The 16,680-nt window shown below is 47.5% G+C and carries 16 protein-coding genes and 1 tRNA gene; all 17 read left to right on the top strand.

What is annotated here, in order from left to right; genetic code table 11:
- The first annotated feature begins 12 nt into the window (after positions 1 to 12).
- The 17 genes from sdhA (at position 13) to hemA (ending at position 16,672) form a co-directional block, all read left to right on the top strand.
- Complete coding sequence (sdhA, locus tag EXW93_RS11465) at positions 13 to 1,776, top strand: succinate dehydrogenase flavoprotein subunit (RefSeq protein WP_023468987.1); 1,764 nt, start codon at positions 13 to 15, stop codon at positions 1,774 to 1,776.
- Positions 1,776 to 2,582: a succinate dehydrogenase iron-sulfur subunit gene (sdhB, locus tag EXW93_RS11460; RefSeq protein ID WP_023468986.1), complete on the top strand. Its 807-nt coding sequence runs from the start codon at positions 1,776 to 1,778 to the stop codon at positions 2,580 to 2,582. The genes sdhA and sdhB overlap by 1 nt, the downstream gene beginning before the upstream one ends.
- A gap of 56 nt (positions 2,583 to 2,638) precedes the next feature.
- Positions 2,639 to 3,094 carry an acyl-CoA thioesterase gene (locus EXW93_RS11455; protein WP_174316479.1) on the top strand — a complete coding sequence of 152 codons (456 nt, stop codon included), beginning with the start codon at positions 2,639 to 2,641 and terminating at the stop codon, positions 3,092 to 3,094.
- A gap of 65 nt (positions 3,095 to 3,159) precedes the next feature.
- Positions 3,160 to 3,423: a phosphocarrier protein HPr gene (locus EXW93_RS11450; protein WP_012371023.1), complete on the top strand. Its 264-nt coding sequence runs from the start codon at positions 3,160 to 3,162 to the stop codon at positions 3,421 to 3,423.
- Between the two features lie 86 nt (positions 3,424 to 3,509).
- Positions 3,510 to 4,316, top strand: a complete 807-nt coding sequence (racE, locus tag EXW93_RS11445; protein WP_174316478.1) for a glutamate racemase — start codon at positions 3,510 to 3,512, stop codon at positions 4,314 to 4,316.
- Positions 4,317 to 5,072 (top strand): ribonuclease PH, encoded by a 756-nt coding sequence (gene rph, locus EXW93_RS11440; RefSeq protein ID WP_058713783.1) that lies wholly within the window; start codon positions 4,317 to 4,319, stop codon positions 5,070 to 5,072.
- On the top strand, positions 5,069 to 5,662 hold the full coding sequence (locus tag EXW93_RS11435; protein WP_035396589.1) for an XTP/dITP diphosphatase: 594 nt from the start codon (positions 5,069 to 5,071) through the stop codon (positions 5,660 to 5,662). The genes rph and EXW93_RS11435 overlap by 4 nt, the downstream gene beginning before the upstream one ends.
- 5 nt (positions 5,663 to 5,667) lie before the next feature.
- Positions 5,668 to 6,177 (top strand): metallophosphoesterase family protein, encoded by a 510-nt coding sequence (locus EXW93_RS11430; RefSeq protein ID WP_035396591.1) that lies wholly within the window; start codon positions 5,668 to 5,670, stop codon positions 6,175 to 6,177.
- 73 nt (positions 6,178 to 6,250) lie between these two features.
- A tRNA-Arg gene (locus tag EXW93_RS11425) sits at positions 6,251 to 6,324 on the top strand.
- 102 nt (positions 6,325 to 6,426) lie between these two features.
- The gene (locus EXW93_RS11420) at positions 6,427 to 6,951 is read left to right on the top strand and encodes a hypothetical protein (RefSeq protein ID WP_231681742.1); all 525 of its coding nucleotides are present in this window, start codon (positions 6,427 to 6,429) and stop codon (positions 6,949 to 6,951) included.
- A 28-nt stretch (positions 6,952 to 6,979) separates the two neighbouring features.
- Positions 6,980 to 7,963 carry a hypothetical protein gene (locus EXW93_RS11415; protein WP_023468979.1) on the top strand — a complete coding sequence of 328 codons (984 nt, stop codon included), beginning with the start codon at positions 6,980 to 6,982 and terminating at the stop codon, positions 7,961 to 7,963.
- Positions 7,964 to 8,073: 110 nt separating this feature from the next.
- Positions 8,074 to 9,366 (top strand): trigger factor, encoded by a 1,293-nt coding sequence (gene tig / locus EXW93_RS11410; protein WP_023468978.1) that lies wholly within the window; start codon positions 8,074 to 8,076, stop codon positions 9,364 to 9,366.
- A 234-nt stretch (positions 9,367 to 9,600) separates the two neighbouring features.
- Positions 9,601 to 10,866: an ATP-dependent protease ATP-binding subunit ClpX gene (gene clpX, locus EXW93_RS11405; protein ID WP_023468977.1), complete on the top strand. Its 1,266-nt coding sequence runs from the start codon at positions 9,601 to 9,603 to the stop codon at positions 10,864 to 10,866.
- 69 nt (positions 10,867 to 10,935) lie between these two features.
- On the top strand, positions 10,936 to 13,245 hold the full coding sequence (gene lon / locus EXW93_RS11400) for an endopeptidase La (RefSeq protein WP_023468976.1): 2,310 nt from the start codon (positions 10,936 to 10,938) through the stop codon (positions 13,243 to 13,245).
- A gap of 1 nt (position 13,246) precedes the next feature.
- Entirely contained in the window at positions 13,247 to 13,828 is a 582-nt protein-coding gene (yihA, locus tag EXW93_RS11395) for a ribosome biogenesis GTP-binding protein YihA/YsxC (protein WP_023468975.1), read from the top strand.
- 146 nt (positions 13,829 to 13,974) lie between these two features.
- Positions 13,975 to 15,117, top strand: coding sequence for an AI-2E family transporter (locus tag EXW93_RS11390; protein WP_174316477.1), 1,143 nt, complete (start codon positions 13,975 to 13,977; stop codon positions 15,115 to 15,117).
- A 214-nt stretch (positions 15,118 to 15,331) separates the two neighbouring features.
- Complete coding sequence (gene hemA / locus EXW93_RS11385; RefSeq protein ID WP_035396598.1) at positions 15,332 to 16,672, top strand: glutamyl-tRNA reductase; 1,341 nt, start codon at positions 15,332 to 15,334, stop codon at positions 16,670 to 16,672.
- Positions 16,673 to 16,680 lie beyond the last annotated feature (8 nt).

The raw sequence follows: 16,680 nt of genomic DNA, 5'->3' as shown, positions 1-16,680 counted from the left end.
GGAACTGACAACATGGCGAACAAGAATCTTGTCATCATCGGCGGAGGGCTTGCCGGTCTGATGGCTACGATAAAAGCAGCGGAGCAAGGCGTACCAGTTAAGTTATTCTCACTCGTACCCGTCAAACGCTCACACTCTGTTTGTGCACAAGGTGGCATCAACGGAGCGGTCAATACAAAAGGGGAAGGCGATTCACCATACCAGCATTTCGATGACACGGTATACGGTGGGGACTTCCTCGCAAATCAACCACCTGTTCAAAAAATGGCGGAAGCAGCGCCGAAAATCATTCATATGTTCGACCGGATGGGCGTCATGTTCAACCGGACACCGGAAGGCTTACTCGACTTCCGACGTTTCGGCGGAACGTTGCATCACCGGACGGCATACGCTGGAGCGACGACAGGACAACAACTGTTGTACGCATTAGATGAACAGGTTCGTAAGTTCGAAGCGCAAGGTTTGGTAGAAAAATATGAAGGATGGGAATTCCTTCGTGCCATCATCGATGACAATGGCATCTGTCGTGGAGCAGTTTGTCAAAACCTCCGGACGATGGAAATCGAGGCATTTGCCGCGGATTCTGTCATCCTCGCGACGGGTGGTCCTGGGGTCATCTTCGGAAAATCGACGAACTCGGTCATCAACACAGGACAAGCTGCAGCTGCTGTCTATCGTCAAGGTGCGATCTATGCGAACGGTGAATTCATCCAAATTCACCCGACAGCGATTCCTGGAGACGATAAGTTACGTCTCATGAGTGAATCAGCACGAGGTGAGGGTGGTCGCGTCTGGACGTATAAAGACGGTAAGCCTTGGTATTTCCTCGAAGAGAAATATCCGGCATACGGAAACCTTGTTCCACGGGATATCGCGACACGTGAGATTTTCGACGTCTGTGTCAATCAAAAACTCGGCGTCAACGGGGAGAACATGGTCTATCTGGATCTATCGCATAAAGACGCAAAAGAACTTGACGTCAAACTCGGTGGGATCCTTGAAATCTACGAGAAGTTCGTCGGTGACGATCCACGAAAAGTACCAATGAAGATATTCCCTGCTGTTCACTACTCAATGGGTGGACTATGGGTCGACTACGATCAAATGACGAACATCCCTGGATTGTTCGCAGCTGGTGAATGTGATTATTCGATGCATGGTGGTAACCGTCTCGGAGCGAACTCACTTCTCTCTGCGGTATACGGCGGAATGGTCGCTGGACCATCAGCCATTGCTTATATGAATGAACTCGAGACATCGGTTCATGAGATGAGTGAGGACGTGGTCGAAGCGCATAAAATCGAAGAAATCAACCGCTTCAACGATATCCTATCAATGGAAGGTACGGAAAACGCGTATCAAATCCACCGTGAGCTTGGAGAAATCATGACGGATAACGTCACGGTCGTCCGGTACAACGATAAGCTCGAAGAGACACTGACAAAAATCAAGGAACTCCGCGATCGCTTCACACGCATCTCGGCAACGGATACAGCACGTTGGAGTAACCAAGGGGCATCGTTCATCCGTCAGCTCGATCACATGCTCGACCTAGCTGAAGCAATCACGCTCGGTGCTTTAAAACGTGACGAGAGTCGCGGAGCGCACTATAAACCGGACTTCCCGGAACGTAATGATGAACAGTTCTTGAAGACGACGATGGCACGTTACACGAACGGTCATCCGGAAATCTTCTATGAAGACGTCGACACGTCGTTGATTCCACCACGGAAACGCGATTACAGCAAGAAGTCGAAGAAAGAGGTGAAAGCATAATGGCGACACCACTCGAATCATCTACTACGCAAAAATCGGTTCAATTCATCGTTCAACGTCAAGATGGACCTGATGGTAAACCGTATGATGAAGCGTTTGAAATTCCGTACCGTCCGAACATGAACGTCATCTCTGCTTTAATGGAGATTCGCCGGAACCCTGTGAATGCAGCCGGTGAAAAAACGACACCGATCAACTGGGACATGGGTTGTCTAGAAGAAGTCTGTGGCGCTTGTTCGATGGTCATCAACGGTACACCACGTCAGTCGTGTACGGCACTCGTTGATAAACTCGAACAACCGATCCGCCTTCAACCTATGCAGACGTTCCCGATCGTTCGTGACCTTCAAGTCGACCGTCAACGCATGTTCGATGCGCTGAAGAAAGTCAAAGCATGGGTCCCGATCGATGGAACGTACGACTTAGGTCCAGGACCACGGATGCCAGAGAACAAACGTCAATGGGCATATGAGTTATCGAAATGTATGACGTGTGGTGTGTGTCTCGAGGCATGTCCGAACGTCAACGATCGTTCGACATTCATCGGACCAGCATCGATCTCACAAGTTCGTCTATTCAACTCGCATCCGACAGGTGCCTTCCACAAGGAAGAACGCCTTGAAGCGTTAATGGAAGATGGCGGGATCATGCAGTGCGGTAACGCTCAAAACTGTGTTGAGGTTTGTCCGAAAGGGATTCCGCTGACGACTTCAATCGCGGCGATGAACCGTCAGACGACACTTCATTCATTCAAAAAGTTCTTCGGTAGTGACGAAGGACGAACAGGTGAAGCCGTTAGTTCATGATTTATCAAAGAAGGAGCTTGCTCCTTCTTTTTTCATTCAGACAGGAGGAACTCATTGTGCGCGTACCAGCTTATATTCCAGAACTTGAGTCATGGCTTGAACAGATGAAACATGGCACACGACTCGACGTCGCTGTTCGTTTTGCGGAGACGGATGCCTATGGTCATATGAATAACCGAGTACCGTTCGTCTATTTTGAAGACGTTCGGACATTGATGTTAGAGGAAACAGGATATTCGCTTGCAGAAGACGGCATTATCGTCGTCGCCGATGCTCAGTGTAACTATATTCGCCAAGTCTATCCACGGGCGCGTCTCGCTGTCTATGCGTATCCGGTACATGTCGGTAGTGCATCGTGTGACGTCCACTATGCGGCATTTGATGAGCAAGGTAAATTGATGTTCACGGGACGGACATCTATGGTACAAATCGATCGTTCGGGGAAAGCATTCCCATGGAGTGAAGCGTATAAAAATTCCTTGCAGAATCGATTCGAATCCGTTATCATTTGATAATGAGTTCACATATTAGAAAACGACTCACTAGTACGTTATTAGTGAAGGGAGATTTCTTAATCATGGAAAAAACATTCAAAGTCATCGCGGATTCAGGCATTCACGCTCGTCCGGCTACTCAGCTCGTCAACACAGCTTCTAAATTCCAATCAGACATCAACTTGGAATACAACGGGAAGACTGTCAACTTGAAGTCAATCATGGGTGTTCTTTCACTCGGAATCGCGAAAGATTCAGATATCAAAATCGTTGCAAACGGTGACGATGCTTCTGAAGCAATCACGACTCTTTCAGATATGCTGACTAGCGAAGGTCTTGCTCAGTAATCCTGTAATCGTACATTCTCGGACGCCGGTCTTGCACCGTCGTCCTTTTTTGTTACCATAGGAATGAGAGAAAGAGGTGGAGAAGAGTGAATCGAGCGATTGGAGTACTGGATTCCGGAGTCGGTGGGTTGACGGTCGCACGTGAATTGATGCGACAGTTGCCCCATGAGCGAATCATCTATGTCGGGGATACATTGCGGTGTCCGTATGGTCCTCGCCCAGAAGAAGAGATTCGTGAGTTTACGTGGGAGATGATTGATTATCTCGTGCAACAAGATGTGAAATTGATCGTGATCGCCTGTAACACAGCCACGGCTGTCGTCTTAAAAGAAGCGCGAGAACGTTTAAATATACCTGTCATCGGTGTCATTGATCCGGGAGCCCGCGCGGCAGTTAAGGTGACGCGCACGAAACGAATCGGTGTCATTGGAACGAAGATGACGATTACAAGTAATTCCTACGAGAAGGCGTTACGCCATGTCGAAGGGAAAGTCGTCGTCGAATCGTTAGCGTGCCCGCCATTCGTTCCGCTCGTCGAGTCGATGCAGACAGATGGTGCGTACGTCGAACGTGTCGTTGCCAATACATTACGACCATTGATGAATTACGATATGGATACATTGATCCTCGGGTGCACCCATTACCCGCTTCTAGCAGATGTGATTGGACGGGTCATCGGACCAGGCGTCCAGCTAATCTCTTCAGGAGACGAGACAGCGCTCGAGGTAGCAGCACTACTTGATTACAATACGATTTCAGCAGATGTGACACAAATTCCGGAACATCGTTATTACGCGACAGGCGATATCCGCTCATTTGATCAGATTGCGACGGACTGGCTCGATCAGACCATCCATGCGGAGCGCATCGTGCTTGGAACGGAGGAAGATTAAATGCGGATAGACCAACGAACGGCGGATCATCTCCGTCCTATTCAATTATCGATTGATGTCAATAAACACGCAGAAGGTTCTGTCTTGATTGAACTGGGAGATACGAAAGTCCTCTGTACGGCGACCGTCGAGGAGAAGGTGCCACCGTTCCTTCGCGGTAAACGCCAGGGCTGGATCAATGCGGAATATTCGATGTTACCACGTGCGACGGCTCAGCGGACCGCACGAGAAGCCGTCCGCGGCAAGCAGACGGGACGGACGATGGAAATCCAACGTCTGATTAGTCGCTCGCTTCGAGCAGTCGTCGATTTAGAGAAGCTCGGGGAACGAACAATCTGGATCGACTGTGATGTTATTCAAGCAGATGGTGGAACACGAACGGCATCGATCACTGGTGGTTTTTTGGCACTCGTCCGGGCAGTCGATCAATTGATTCAAGCGGGAAAACTGACAGATACACCAATCAAAGAAGGCATCGCAGCGATCTCTGTTGGAATCGTCGAGTCGAATGTCTTGCTCGATCTATGCTATGAAGAGGACGCTGCGGCGGAAGTCGACTTCAATCTCGTCATGACCTCATCGGGTAAAATCGTCGAGATGCAAGCAACAGGAGAAGAGTCGACATTTTCCCGTCAAGAGATGCTCGAAATGCTCGAACTTGGGGAAAAAGGTATTAAGGAACTGATTGAGGCTGGCCGTGAGGCACTCGGTGTCTCTTGGTGGTATGTAGGAGAAGAAGTGGGGGAACATAGATGAAGGTCATCGTCGCAACACACAATGCAGGTAAAGTGAAGGAACTTGAAAGCATGCTGGGTCGTCTCGGTTATACGGTCGAGTCGTTACTCGATCACGCCGATGCTCCGGAAACGGATGAAACAGGTGAGACATTCGAGGAGAATGCACTTTTAAAAGCAACAGAGGCAGCAGCCTACTTTGGCCACGCTGTACTTGCTGATGATTCAGGTCTTGAAGTCGATGCTTTAGATGGCGCTCCCGGCGTCTACTCAGCACGCTTTGCGGGTTTTGAAAAGTCCGATGCGGCGAACAATGCTCTACTACTTGAAAAGTTAGAAGGTGTTCCGGAGGAAGAGCGGACGGCGCGCTTCGTTTGTGTACTCGCGCTAGCGAAACCAACGGGTGAGACATTGACGGTTCGTGGAACGATGGAAGGGCGAATCGGTTTTGAGGCGTCGGGTTCGAACGGTTTCGGTTATGATCCATTGTTCGTCACAGAAAGCGGACAGACGGCTGCTGAATTGACGAAAGAAGAAAAAGCGATGATTAGTCATCGTGGCAATGCATTGCGCAAGCTCGAACAGGACTTAACTACTTTCTTAGGAGTGTGATGAAGATGAGAGCGTTGATCGTTAGTGATAGTCATGGACTAGAACAAGAATTGCTTACGATATTCGAACGTCACCAAGACGTAGATGCGGCATTTCATTGTGGGGACTCCCAATTGACGCGCGACATCGAATCATTATATCCATATCGTGTTGTGCGAGGGAATTGCGATTACGGACACGATTTTCCGGAAGAAGTCGTATCGGAAATGGATGGTCATACCATCCTCTGTGTCCACGGACATCGGCAGGACGTCAAATACAGTCTAGATGTCTTACAGCATCATGCGAAGGAAAAGCAGGCGGACATCGTCTTATATGGTCATTCCCATGTGGCGAAGGCTGAATATCGGGACGGTGTGTTATTCATCAATCCAGGTTCAATCCGGATGCCACGTCATCGACCAGACAAGACGTATGCGATTCTTGAAGTGGATCAAAACCGTTATTCTGTCGATTTTCTTGATGTGAACGGTGATCCGGTAAATGCCCTTCATCTGGACGGAACATTTTTGTAATAAAATAATTGCAATGTTTGTAATGTGATTGACACGAAAGAATTGTTCTAGTATAGTTTATTCGTGTTGACACGTCCCAATAGCTCAGCAGGATAGAGCAACGGCCTTCTAAGCCGTCGGTCGGGGGTTCGAATCCCTCTTGGGACGCTATAATTAAAATAGAGACTGCCCTTACGAGGGTGGTCTCTTTTTTTTATTCCGATTTTCGATTATAATTAAGGTATCATGAACTCGAAAGGGATGAATGCTATGTGGAAGAAAGTTGGAGCAGTCCTTGTGCTAAGTACGTTTCTTGCTGGATGTAGTGAGATTTCAAATACAGTCGACGATGCAAAACAACAAGTCAACGATGTAAAAAATAGTGTCGATTACGCTGGAGAACTTCAAGGCATTGCAAAAGATACAGCACAAGTCACGTCAGATTTGTCGGCTTCCTTGAATGAGGCGGCTACGACAGCGCGTGAATCTGCGAACCCTGAACAGGCACTCGATCAACAAATCGAAAAGTTGAAGGAAAACGGAACGATTGATCAGTTCAATCAAGAACTGGATCAAATCGATCAACGATTAGCGGGACTTGAAAATCCGCCGCAAGAATTGCAAAATTTAAGTGCAAAACTCGAGCAGTACGTGAATCAATCGGAAGATATCGCTCGATTACTTGAAGCTGACGTCTCATTAGATACGTTGAATCGATTAGGAATCGAGCAGGCGGGACAACTTCAAGAAGCGATCACGAACTGGACGTCTTTACTCGATCCATTTACGAAATAAGAAGTTGAATATGAAGGAGTGCCGGAATATGGGGACATCGCGCTGGATGGAACATGAACTAGAAGTAGAACGAGCGCGGATTCTTCGTTTGCCCGCTTCTAAACAAGAACAATTGATTATGGAATTAGAGACTGACCAATTGACAGGAGAAGATGTCTTACACCGGCTCTATGTCATTCAACCACTCTTAATGCATGACCGTGAACGATTTGAAACAGTGGCAGAACGTTTTCTTGAAGTCGAGGGTGTCGAGCAAGTGCTCGCACTCTTTCTTTATGAACTCGGAGAACGTTATCCGATGAAACTCGCTTTGCGCTCGGCGTCACCGTATCTGCCTTATGGGCTCGCGCTTCGATTAGATGAAATCAAACAACAGATGCGTGTTCGCGAACAAAAGCCGGCAGTTCAAAACAACCCTGTTGCGCAGCGTGAGGTAACAGCAGCAACGGAATTGATGCATGTGTTGCGACACGGCAGTTGGGTCGAACAAATGCGCCAATTGACCGGTGTGGAATTCGAACGGACATCTGAGCTCATTGCATACATCACACAAAAATACCTTCAGGCGCAAGAGACAGCACATCAAAGTCTACTCGTCATTGATCAGTTATTAGGAGGCTTGCTTGATCACGTGCCATATCCGGTAAGCATTCATGTGCCACACTTAGATGTAGACTGGACGATCTCGTCACGCGAAGAGTTAGAAGAAATCCTGCTGGTACATCAACAGGAGCAACAAGCGTTACTGGCATCGATGCATACGTTAGAGCGAATGGATCCGTTCCGAGCGTTGCTCGTCTTGCGATCGGATCAACTGATTCATCTTGAAGAACGAGAACGAATCGGATCAGACATGGAGAAGTGGCTCGCAGCATGCGAAGAACTCGCAGGTCTGACATTTGAACGTGAAGAACCCGAACGTATCCTCAGTCCGCTGGCGAAGCGGTTATATCGAGCGGCACATATCCTTTATCCGGAAGTCATTGCATTCGAGCAAATTTACTTCGATTGAGACATCAGGAAACGATTCGTTCAACAGTGGTAATCGTCAGAACGATTGTGCTATAATGTGACTTGTTGTACACACATGTACGCTAATTGACAATTTTGGAGGGACTCAGCATGACTGCAAAATGGGAAAAACAATCAGGTAGCCTCGGCGTCCTCACGTATGAAGCGCCTGCTGAAGCATTTGATAAAGCGGTAGACCAAGCGTTCAAGAAAGTCGTTAAGACTTTGAACACACCTGGTTTCCGTAAAGGAAAAATGCCACGCGCAATGTTCAACAAAATGTACGGTGAAGAAGCACTGTACCAAGATGCACTCGATATCCTTTACAAGGACACAATCGAAGGTGCAGTCGTCGAATCAGGAATCGAGCCAATCGCGCTTGAGAACATCGACGTTGAAACACTCGAAAAAGGCAAGCCAGTCGAATTCAAAATCACGTTCGTCATCGAGCCAGAAGCTACACTCGGTGAGTACAAAGGTCTTGAGTACACAGCAGTTGAAACGAACGTTACTGACGAAGACGTCGACGCTGAACTCAAAACATTGCAAGAACGCGGTGCAGAACTCGTCGTTAAAGAAGATGGCGTCATCGAGAATGGCGATACAGTCGTATTCGACTTCGCAGGTTTCGATGGGGAAAACCAATTCGACGGCGGAACTGCTGAGAACTACTCACTCGTCATCGGTTCTGGAAACTTCATTCCTGGATTCGAAGAGCAAATGGTCGGTTTAAAAACTGGCGAGCAAAAAGATCTTGAAGTGACATTCCCAGAGGAATACCACGAAGCATCACTCGCTGGAAAACCAGTTACATTCAAAGTAACGATCCACGAAGTCAAAGCACAAGAGCTCCCTGAATTGACAGATGAGTTCGCAAAAGAAATGGATGAAGAAGTTTCTTCACTCGACGAGTTGAAAACAAAAATCCGTACGCGTCTCGAAAACACACGCAAACAAGAAGCTGATGCTTCAATGCGCGATGAGTTAGTCGAAGCGGCTACGAAAAACGCGACAGTTGATCTTCCAGAAGTCATGGTCGAAAACGAAGTCGAGCGTATGGTTCAAGAGTTCACACAACGTATTCAATCACAAGGTATCGACCTCAACATGTACTTCCAGTTGACTGGAACGACAGAAGAGGCAATGCGTTCTGAAATGAAAGAGCAAGCGGAAGAGCGCGTTAAAGCACGTCTCGTCCTCAAGCAAATCGTTGCTGACGAAAAAATCGAAGTAACAGATGAGGAAACTCAAACTGAACTTCAATCAATGTCAGAACTCTACAACATCCCTGCAGATCAACTTGAAACGATGCTTGCACCACAAGGTGGTCTTGAAACGCTTAAAGGCGATCTTCAATTCCGTAAAGCTATCGATGTTCTCGTCGACAACGCAAAAGCAAAATAAGCCATTTCATGGTTTTCGATCGACTTCAAGCCCAATTTCTGGTCTTGGAGTCGATTTTTTTGTACGATAGGTCAAACAAGGACAAACGATCCTTGGTTCAGAACATCAAACTGTAAATCGTTCGTCCAGGATTTGAAAGACTTTCCTTGTTCATGCTACAATCATAAATAGTAAAACGTGAGACGGGATGCTACAGGCATCCATACAATTTCCACGTTAAAGGGGTGGACCTTTATGTTTAAATTTAACGAAGAAAAAGGTCAGCTAAAATGTTCTTTCTGTGGAAAGACACAAGAACAAGTACGCAAACTTGTTGCTGGACCTGGCGTTTACATTTGCGACGAGTGTATCGAACTCTGCAATGAAATCGTAGAGGAAGAACTCGGCACTGAAGAAGAAGTCGAGCTAAAGAATGTTCCGAAACCGCATGAAATTCGTACGACACTTGACGATTATGTCATCGGTCAAGAAAAAGCGAAGAAGTCGTTGTCTGTAGCGATGTATAATCACTACAAACGAATCAATGCTGGTGGTCGCGCAGATGATGTCGAGCTTTCGAAATCGAACATCGTCATGATTGGACCAACAGGTAGCGGTAAAACACTTCTTGCCCAAACGATGGCACGTATCTTGAACGTACCGTTTGCGATTGCAGATGCAACAAGTTTGACGGAAGCCGGTTATGTCGGTGAAGACGTCGAGAACATCCTGTTGAAACTCATCCAAGCAGCGGACTATGATGTTGAGAAGGCTGAAAAAGGAATCATCTACATTGATGAGATCGATAAGATCGCTCGTAAATCAGAAAATCCGTCGATTACACGTGACGTATCTGGTGAGGGTGTCCAACAAGCCTTGCTGAAGATTTTGGAAGGAACGGTTGCGAGTGTACCGCCACAAGGTGGACGGAAACACCCACATCAAGAATTCATCCAAATCGATACGACGAACATCTTGTTCATCGTTGGTGGCGCATTCGATGGTATCGATCAGTCGATCAAACGTCGTCTTGGTAAAAAAGTCATCGGATTCGGAAACGATTCAGAGAACCGTAACCTTACACAAAAAGAAATTCTGGCAGCTGCATTACCAGAAGATCTTCAAAAGTTCGGTTTGATTCCAGAGTTCATCGGTCGTTTGCCGGTCATGGCGACGCTCGAGCCACTTGATGAAGAGGCACTCGTTCAAATCTTGACGAAACCGAAAAACGCCCTCGTGAAACAATATAAGAAAATGCTTCAACTTGATGATGTCGAACTCGACTTCACGGAAGATGCACTTCTTGAGATTGCAAAACTTGCAATCGAACGTAAAACAGGTGCACGTGGTCTTCGTTCCATCATCGAAGAAACTATGCTTGATATCATGTTCGAAATCCCATCGCGTGAAGACATCGCGAAAGTCATCATTACAGCAGAAACGTTGACTGGTAAACGCGGTCCAACGCTTGAGTTGAAAGATGGTACAATTGAACATGGGAAAGAAAAAGAAACGGCGTAACACCGTGACAAATCGGCTCGGAGGCTACTTGTACGCCTTTCCGAGTCTTTTTGTTTAGGAGGAATTCGAATGAAGAAAAAACAATATCCACTTTTACCGTTACGCGGTGTTGTCGCGTATCCATTGATCGGATTGACGATCGATGTCGGGCGTCCGGTATCCTTGAAAGCCTTACTTGCATCAAAGGAACACGAAATCGATCTCGTCGTCGTCACGCAACGTGATCCAGAAGCAGAGCCGTCTGTCGACGGGCTGCATCAGGTTGGGACGCTCGTTCAAATTGCGAAGATGAGTGAACTCGGGAATGATACGGTCCGTGTCCGCGTCATCGGGAAGGAACGCGTCCGGATTGAAAACGTCGAGGAGACGGACGAGGGTTATCAAGCTGTCATCGAACCAATCGAGAAGATGGACATCAAAGGAGCGAAACAAGAAGCGCTCGTTCGTCTCATCAAAGAACAGTTTGGTCAACTCGTCTCCCGGATTAAAGGAATCGGAACCGATGAACGTCGCCGGTTCGAGACATACGAACGCCTCGATTCATTGACGGACTATATCACGTCGAAGCTACCAATCGATATTTCGAAGAAGCAGGAGTTTCTCGAACAACAGGATCCGGTCGAACGAGGATTGATGTTGCTTGACGTCATGAAACACGAATATGAAGTCGTCGAACTCGAACGTGAGATGCGTGAACGGACGAAGAAGACGATTGAACAATCGCAACGCGAGTATTACTTGCGGGAACAATTGAAGACGATTCAACAAGAACTCGGTGGCGAGTCGGCTTCTGTTGAAAGCGATGCGACGAAATACCGGGAGCAGCTTGCGATGCTTGATTTACCAGAAACGACGGTTGCGAACGTCGAGAAGGAAATCAGTCGTTTAGCGGTCGTACCGGCGACGAGTCCCGAACATGGGGTCATTCGCAACTATCTCGAATGGTTCTTCTCATTGCCGTGGAATGAAGCAACCGATGATTTCTTGAACGTCTCAGCTGCTTCGGAACAGCTTGAAAAGGACCATTACGGTCTAGAGAAGGTCAAAGAACGAATCCTTGAGTATCTTGCCGTTCGTCAATTGACCGACTCATTGCGTGGACCGATTCTTTGTCTTTCTGGTCCTCCAGGAGTCGGGAAAACGTCGCTTGCCCGTTCGATTGCTACAGCACTTGAGCGGAAGTTCGTCCGTGTCTCACTTGGTGGCGTGCGCGACGAAGCGGAAATCCGTGGACATCGCCGGACGTATATCGGTGCGATGCCAGGACGGATCATTCGCGGTTTAAAACAAGCAGGAACGAACAACCCGGTCTTCCTGCTCGATGAGATCGATAAGATGTCAAATGACTTCCGTGGTGATCCGTCGTCCGCGATGCTCGAAGTTCTTGATCCAGAACAAAACAACAGCTTCTCCGATCACTATATCGAAGAACCGTTCGATTTATCGAATGTCCTGTTCATCGCGACAGCGAACGATGTCTCGAACATCCCCGGACCGTTGCTTGACCGGATGGAACTGATTCAAATCGGTGGCTATACGGAACAAGAGAAGACGGAGATCGCTGTTCGTCATCTCTTATCGAAGCAACTGGCTGAACACGGTCTGAAAAAGAGTCAATTGACGGTCAAAGCAGACGCGCTAGAAGAAGTCGTCCGTCGTTATACGCGAGAAGCCGGTGTTCGGAATCTCGAACGTGTCCTCGGCTCACTTTGCCGGAAAGCAGCGAAACAAATCGCGATGGGGGAGAAGAAACGGGTGACGGTGACGAAGCGTAATCTGGACGATTTCCTAGGCAAACCGATTTACCGCTATGGTCAAGGCGAGCTCGAAGATATGATTGGCGCGGTGACTGGTTTAGCGTATACTGCTTTTGGGGGCGATACGTTGACGATCGAAGTCAGCCTTGCTCCGGGTAAAGGGAAATTGCAGTTAACCGGGAAACTCGGTGATGTCATGCAAGAGTCGGCTCAGACCGCCTACAGCTTCGTCCGAGCGAATGCGACGTCGCTTGGCATCGAACCGAACTTCTACGAAACGCAAGACATCCACATCCACGTTCCTGAGGGTGCCGTACCAAAAGATGGTCCATCTGCTGGGATCACACTCGCGACAGCATTGATTTCCGCTTTAACAAAACGTCCGGTTCGCCGAGACGTCGGAATGACGGGTGAAATCACGTTGCGTGGACGTGTCTTACCAATCGGTGGACTAAAGGAGAAGTCACTCGCAGCACACCGTGCGGGCTTGACGACCGTTCTGCTGCCGCAAGACAATACGCGGGACATCGATGATATCCCAGAAAGCGTCCGCGCAGGAATGGAATTCATTCCGGTCGCGACGATGGAGCAAGTGCTCGAACATGCATTAAAAGGAGAGTAACATGAAAATTTATAAAGCTGATTTTATTACGAGTGGCGTCAATCCGGAACATTATCCGGAGCCATTGTTGCCAGAAGTGGCACTCGCAGGGCGATCGAACGTCGGAAAGTCCTCTTTCATCAATAAACTGGTCCAGCGTAAAGCACTCGCGCGGACATCTTCGAAACCAGGTAAAACGCAAACCTTGAACTTCTTCAACATCAATGATGAAGTCATGTTCGTCGATGTACCGGGTTACGGATATGCGAAAGTTTCGAAGACGGAGCGTGAAGCGTGGGGCAAGATGATGGAGAAGTACTTCACACAACGTGAAATCCTTAAAGGTGTCGTACAGCTCGTTGACATCCGACACGATCCGTCTGCGGATGATGTGACGATGTATGATTTCTTGAAGTATTACGATCTACCGGTCATCGTCGTTGCGACAAAACTCGATAAAATCAAGAAGAGTCAACGTGATAAACATATCGCGGCGATTAAACGTAAGTTGCAATTTGATGGTCAAGATACATTGATTCCTTTCTCGTCCGAGACAGGAGAGGGCGTCGATGCAGCGTGGGAAGCGATTTATCGCTTATTGTAAAGATTAAAGCCTACGAAATCTGCAGGATTTCGTAGGCTTTTTTACTTTCTATACATAAAAAGTGCTTTGTGAAAAATCTATTATTTCGTAATATAGTGTGTAAGAATAGCTATAATGACTATGTAATAAATGGGAGTGTGAATGGTTTGGATTTGCTTCGAAACAAATGGTTTAAGGCATTAATCTGGGTATTAGTGATTTTTCTCGTTATCTGGGTCGGTACAAAGATCTCATTTTTATTCCAGCCGATTAAAGTCATGCTGGCATTGATCTTCCCGCCGCTGATCATTGCGGGGATTTTCTATTATTTCACGCTCGGTATCGTAGATGCATTGCAAAAACGCGTCAAGAAACGTGGTCTTGCCGTGTTGATCGTCTTGCTTGGTTTCATCACGGTTCTGACGATTGCTGTCGCTTCGATCGGACCAATCTTAGTCGAGCAGGTGACGGATTTTGCGACAAGCATTCCGACGCTCGTCATCGAATTGCGCGATCAGACGTTAAACTTACGCGATCAATTGATGGACAATCGTTTCATCTCGACATGGGTTCACGAGAATACGGACTTGTTTGACAAGTGGACGAATGAAGCGACGTCGTATATCGGTACAGTCTTTAAGTCTGTCTCGACGTCTGTCGGAACGATTTTCGGTGTCATCTCTTCGACCGTCTTAATCATTGTCTTAGTGCCGTTCATCTTAGTTTATATGTTGCTTGACGGCTATAAGTTTCCGGATTCCGTCGTGAAGCTGTTGCCGAAAAGCTATGAAACAGAAACGCGTAAAATCTTGCACGATATGCATGTGACAGTGAAGCATTATGTCAATGGACAGGTTATCGTCTCAATCTGTGTCGGTCTCATGTCATTGATTGGCTTCTTCATCTCAGATATTCAATATGCGTTACTGCTTGCCTTATTCTGTACGGTCACGAACATCATTCCGTATCTTGGACCTTACATCGGTGCTGTACCGGCGGTCATCGTCGGGTTCATCGATGATCCGATCAAAGCCGTCTATGCGATCATCACGATCGTCGTCGCGCAGCAAATTGAGTCGAACTTGATTTCTCCTTATGTCCAAGGAAAAACACTCAAGGTTCATCCGCTGACGATCATCATCGTCTTGCTCGTTGCTGGGAAAATCGGTGGAATCATTGGTGTCATCTTGGCGGTTCCAACATACGCAGTTTCAAAAGTCGTCGTTCAAAATATCGCTCGGATCTATCGTTTACGTCAGCAGCGTCTCGACGTACCGGACGTGACGGTATCAACTGACTCCTTGAAGTAAAGTGTAACCCTCTGCTCTTTTTAGGAGCAGAGGGTTTGTGATTTTCATGAGAGAGGGATAAGGTAGAAGAAGAGAAAAAATGAAGAAGATTTCACAACTTCGACTCATTTTAGTTTATAAATTGATTGGAATCTTTTTTATAATGGTTATAATGTAGGATAGAGAACGAAAAGATAGATCGGAACGAAATCTTTGGACGTAAGGGGTAGAGCGCATGCATATCGTAGTGGTCGGCTTGAATAACAAAACAGCGCCTGTATCAATACGCGAACAAGTCTCATTTGGGGAGCATGAGATGAAGGGAGCGGTCGTCGCATTGCGCGATGAAAAAAGTATTTTTGAAAGTGTCATCGTCTCGACATGTAATCGGACGGAACTGTACGTCGTGACGGATCAGCCACATACAGGACGATATTATACGAAACGTTTCCTTGCAAACTGGTTCGGTTTGACGATGGAGGAACTCGAGCCGTATCTCTTCATTCATGAAGGGTTTGATGCGATGAAGCATCTGTTCCGCGTGACAAGTGGACTTGATTCGATGATTGTCGGTGAAACGCAGATCCTTGGTCAAGTGAAGACAAGCTTCTTCATGGCGCAGAAGCTTGAAACGACAGGAACGGTCTTCAATAAACTCTTCAAAGAAGCGGTCACGCTCGCCAAACGGGCTCACGCAGAAACTGGAATCGGTGAAAATGCCGTTTCTGTCAGTGCTGCTGCTGTCACGCTTGCCGAACAGTTACTTGGATCGCTTGAAGATAAATCAATCGTCGTCATCGGTGCGGGAGAAACCGGCGAATTGACGACGCTCAACCTATATGAAGCAGGGGCACGCGATATCACGGTCTTTAACCGGACGTTAGCTAAAGCAGAAGAGGTCGCGAATCGGTTCGAAGGATCGGCACATTCGATTAACGAGATGCAGTGCGGTTTGCTTCGGGCAGACATCGTCATCTCTTCAACAGGTGCCAAACGTGCCATCATCAAACGGGAAGACATCGCGGCAGCACAGCTGTTCCGGCACGATCGTCCATTCCTCTTGATCGATATCGCCGTACCAAGGGACATTGAACCGACCGTCGGTGATTTACCGGGTGTTCATTTGTACGATGTCGATGATTTGACATCGATTGTCCAACAAAACATGGCGGAACGGATGAAGGAAGCGGCGAAAATCGAACAACGGATCGAAGCAGCAATCGCTGAGTTCGAAGGTTGGATGACGACACTTGGTGTCGTACCGATCATCACGGAATTACGAGACCAGGCATTGCGGATTCAACAAGAAACGATGCAAAGCTTGGAACGGAAATTACCGGATATGTCAAAACGCGAAAAAACCGTCATTGGCAAACACATGAAATCAATCATCAACCAGTTGTTGCGTGAGCCGTTGTCTTATATTAAAGATGCGGCAGCGAAGCCAGATGCCGATGAGCGGATTGCGCAGTTCATGGATACGTTTGCATTAAACGAAGACTTGTTCGAAGGGCTCGAAGATGATGTCATGACATCAGAAGAGACGACACCTTCTGCAAAAGCTGTGAACCGGTGAACAAAGCA

It is taken from the genome of Exiguobacterium sp. JMULE1, from assembly GCF_013337175.1.
In the GTDB taxonomy this organism is placed as follows: Bacteria; Bacillota; Bacilli; order Exiguobacteriales; family Exiguobacteriaceae; genus Exiguobacterium_A; species Exiguobacterium_A indicum.
Note: the sequence above shows the minus strand (reverse complement) of the source record. Positions and strands in the feature narration are given on the sequence as shown.

Excerpts from the sequence above, each read along its gene's own strand:
- sdhA (WP_023468987.1), top strand. The coding sequence starts at position 13 with ATGGCGAACAAGAATCTTGTCATCATCGGCGGAGGGCTTGCCGGTCTG.
- sdhB (WP_023468986.1), top strand. The coding sequence starts at position 1,776 with ATGGCGACACCACTCGAATCATCTACTACGCAAAAATCGGTTCAATTC.
- EXW93_RS11450 (WP_012371023.1), top strand. The coding sequence starts at position 3,160 with ATGGAAAAAACATTCAAAGTCATCGCGGATTCAGGCATTCACGCTCGT.
- rph (WP_058713783.1), top strand. The coding sequence starts at position 4,317 with ATGCGGATAGACCAACGAACGGCGGATCATCTCCGTCCTATTCAATTA.
- EXW93_RS11435 (WP_035396589.1), top strand. The coding sequence starts at position 5,069 with ATGAAGGTCATCGTCGCAACACACAATGCAGGTAAAGTGAAGGAACTT.
- EXW93_RS11430 (WP_035396591.1), top strand. The coding sequence starts at position 5,668 with ATGAGAGCGTTGATCGTTAGTGATAGTCATGGACTAGAACAAGAATTG.
- EXW93_RS11420 (WP_231681742.1), top strand. The coding sequence starts at position 6,427 with ATGTGGAAGAAAGTTGGAGCAGTCCTTGTGCTAAGTACGTTTCTTGCT.
- EXW93_RS11415 (WP_023468979.1), top strand. The coding sequence starts at position 6,980 with ATGGGGACATCGCGCTGGATGGAACATGAACTAGAAGTAGAACGAGCG.
- tig (WP_023468978.1), top strand. The coding sequence starts at position 8,074 with ATGACTGCAAAATGGGAAAAACAATCAGGTAGCCTCGGCGTCCTCACG.
- clpX (WP_023468977.1), top strand. The coding sequence starts at position 9,601 with ATGTTTAAATTTAACGAAGAAAAAGGTCAGCTAAAATGTTCTTTCTGT.
- lon (WP_023468976.1), top strand. The coding sequence starts at position 10,936 with ATGAAGAAAAAACAATATCCACTTTTACCGTTACGCGGTGTTGTCGCG.
- yihA (WP_023468975.1), top strand. The coding sequence starts at position 13,247 with ATGAAAATTTATAAAGCTGATTTTATTACGAGTGGCGTCAATCCGGAA.
- hemA (WP_035396598.1), top strand. The coding sequence starts at position 15,332 with ATGCATATCGTAGTGGTCGGCTTGAATAACAAAACAGCGCCTGTATCA.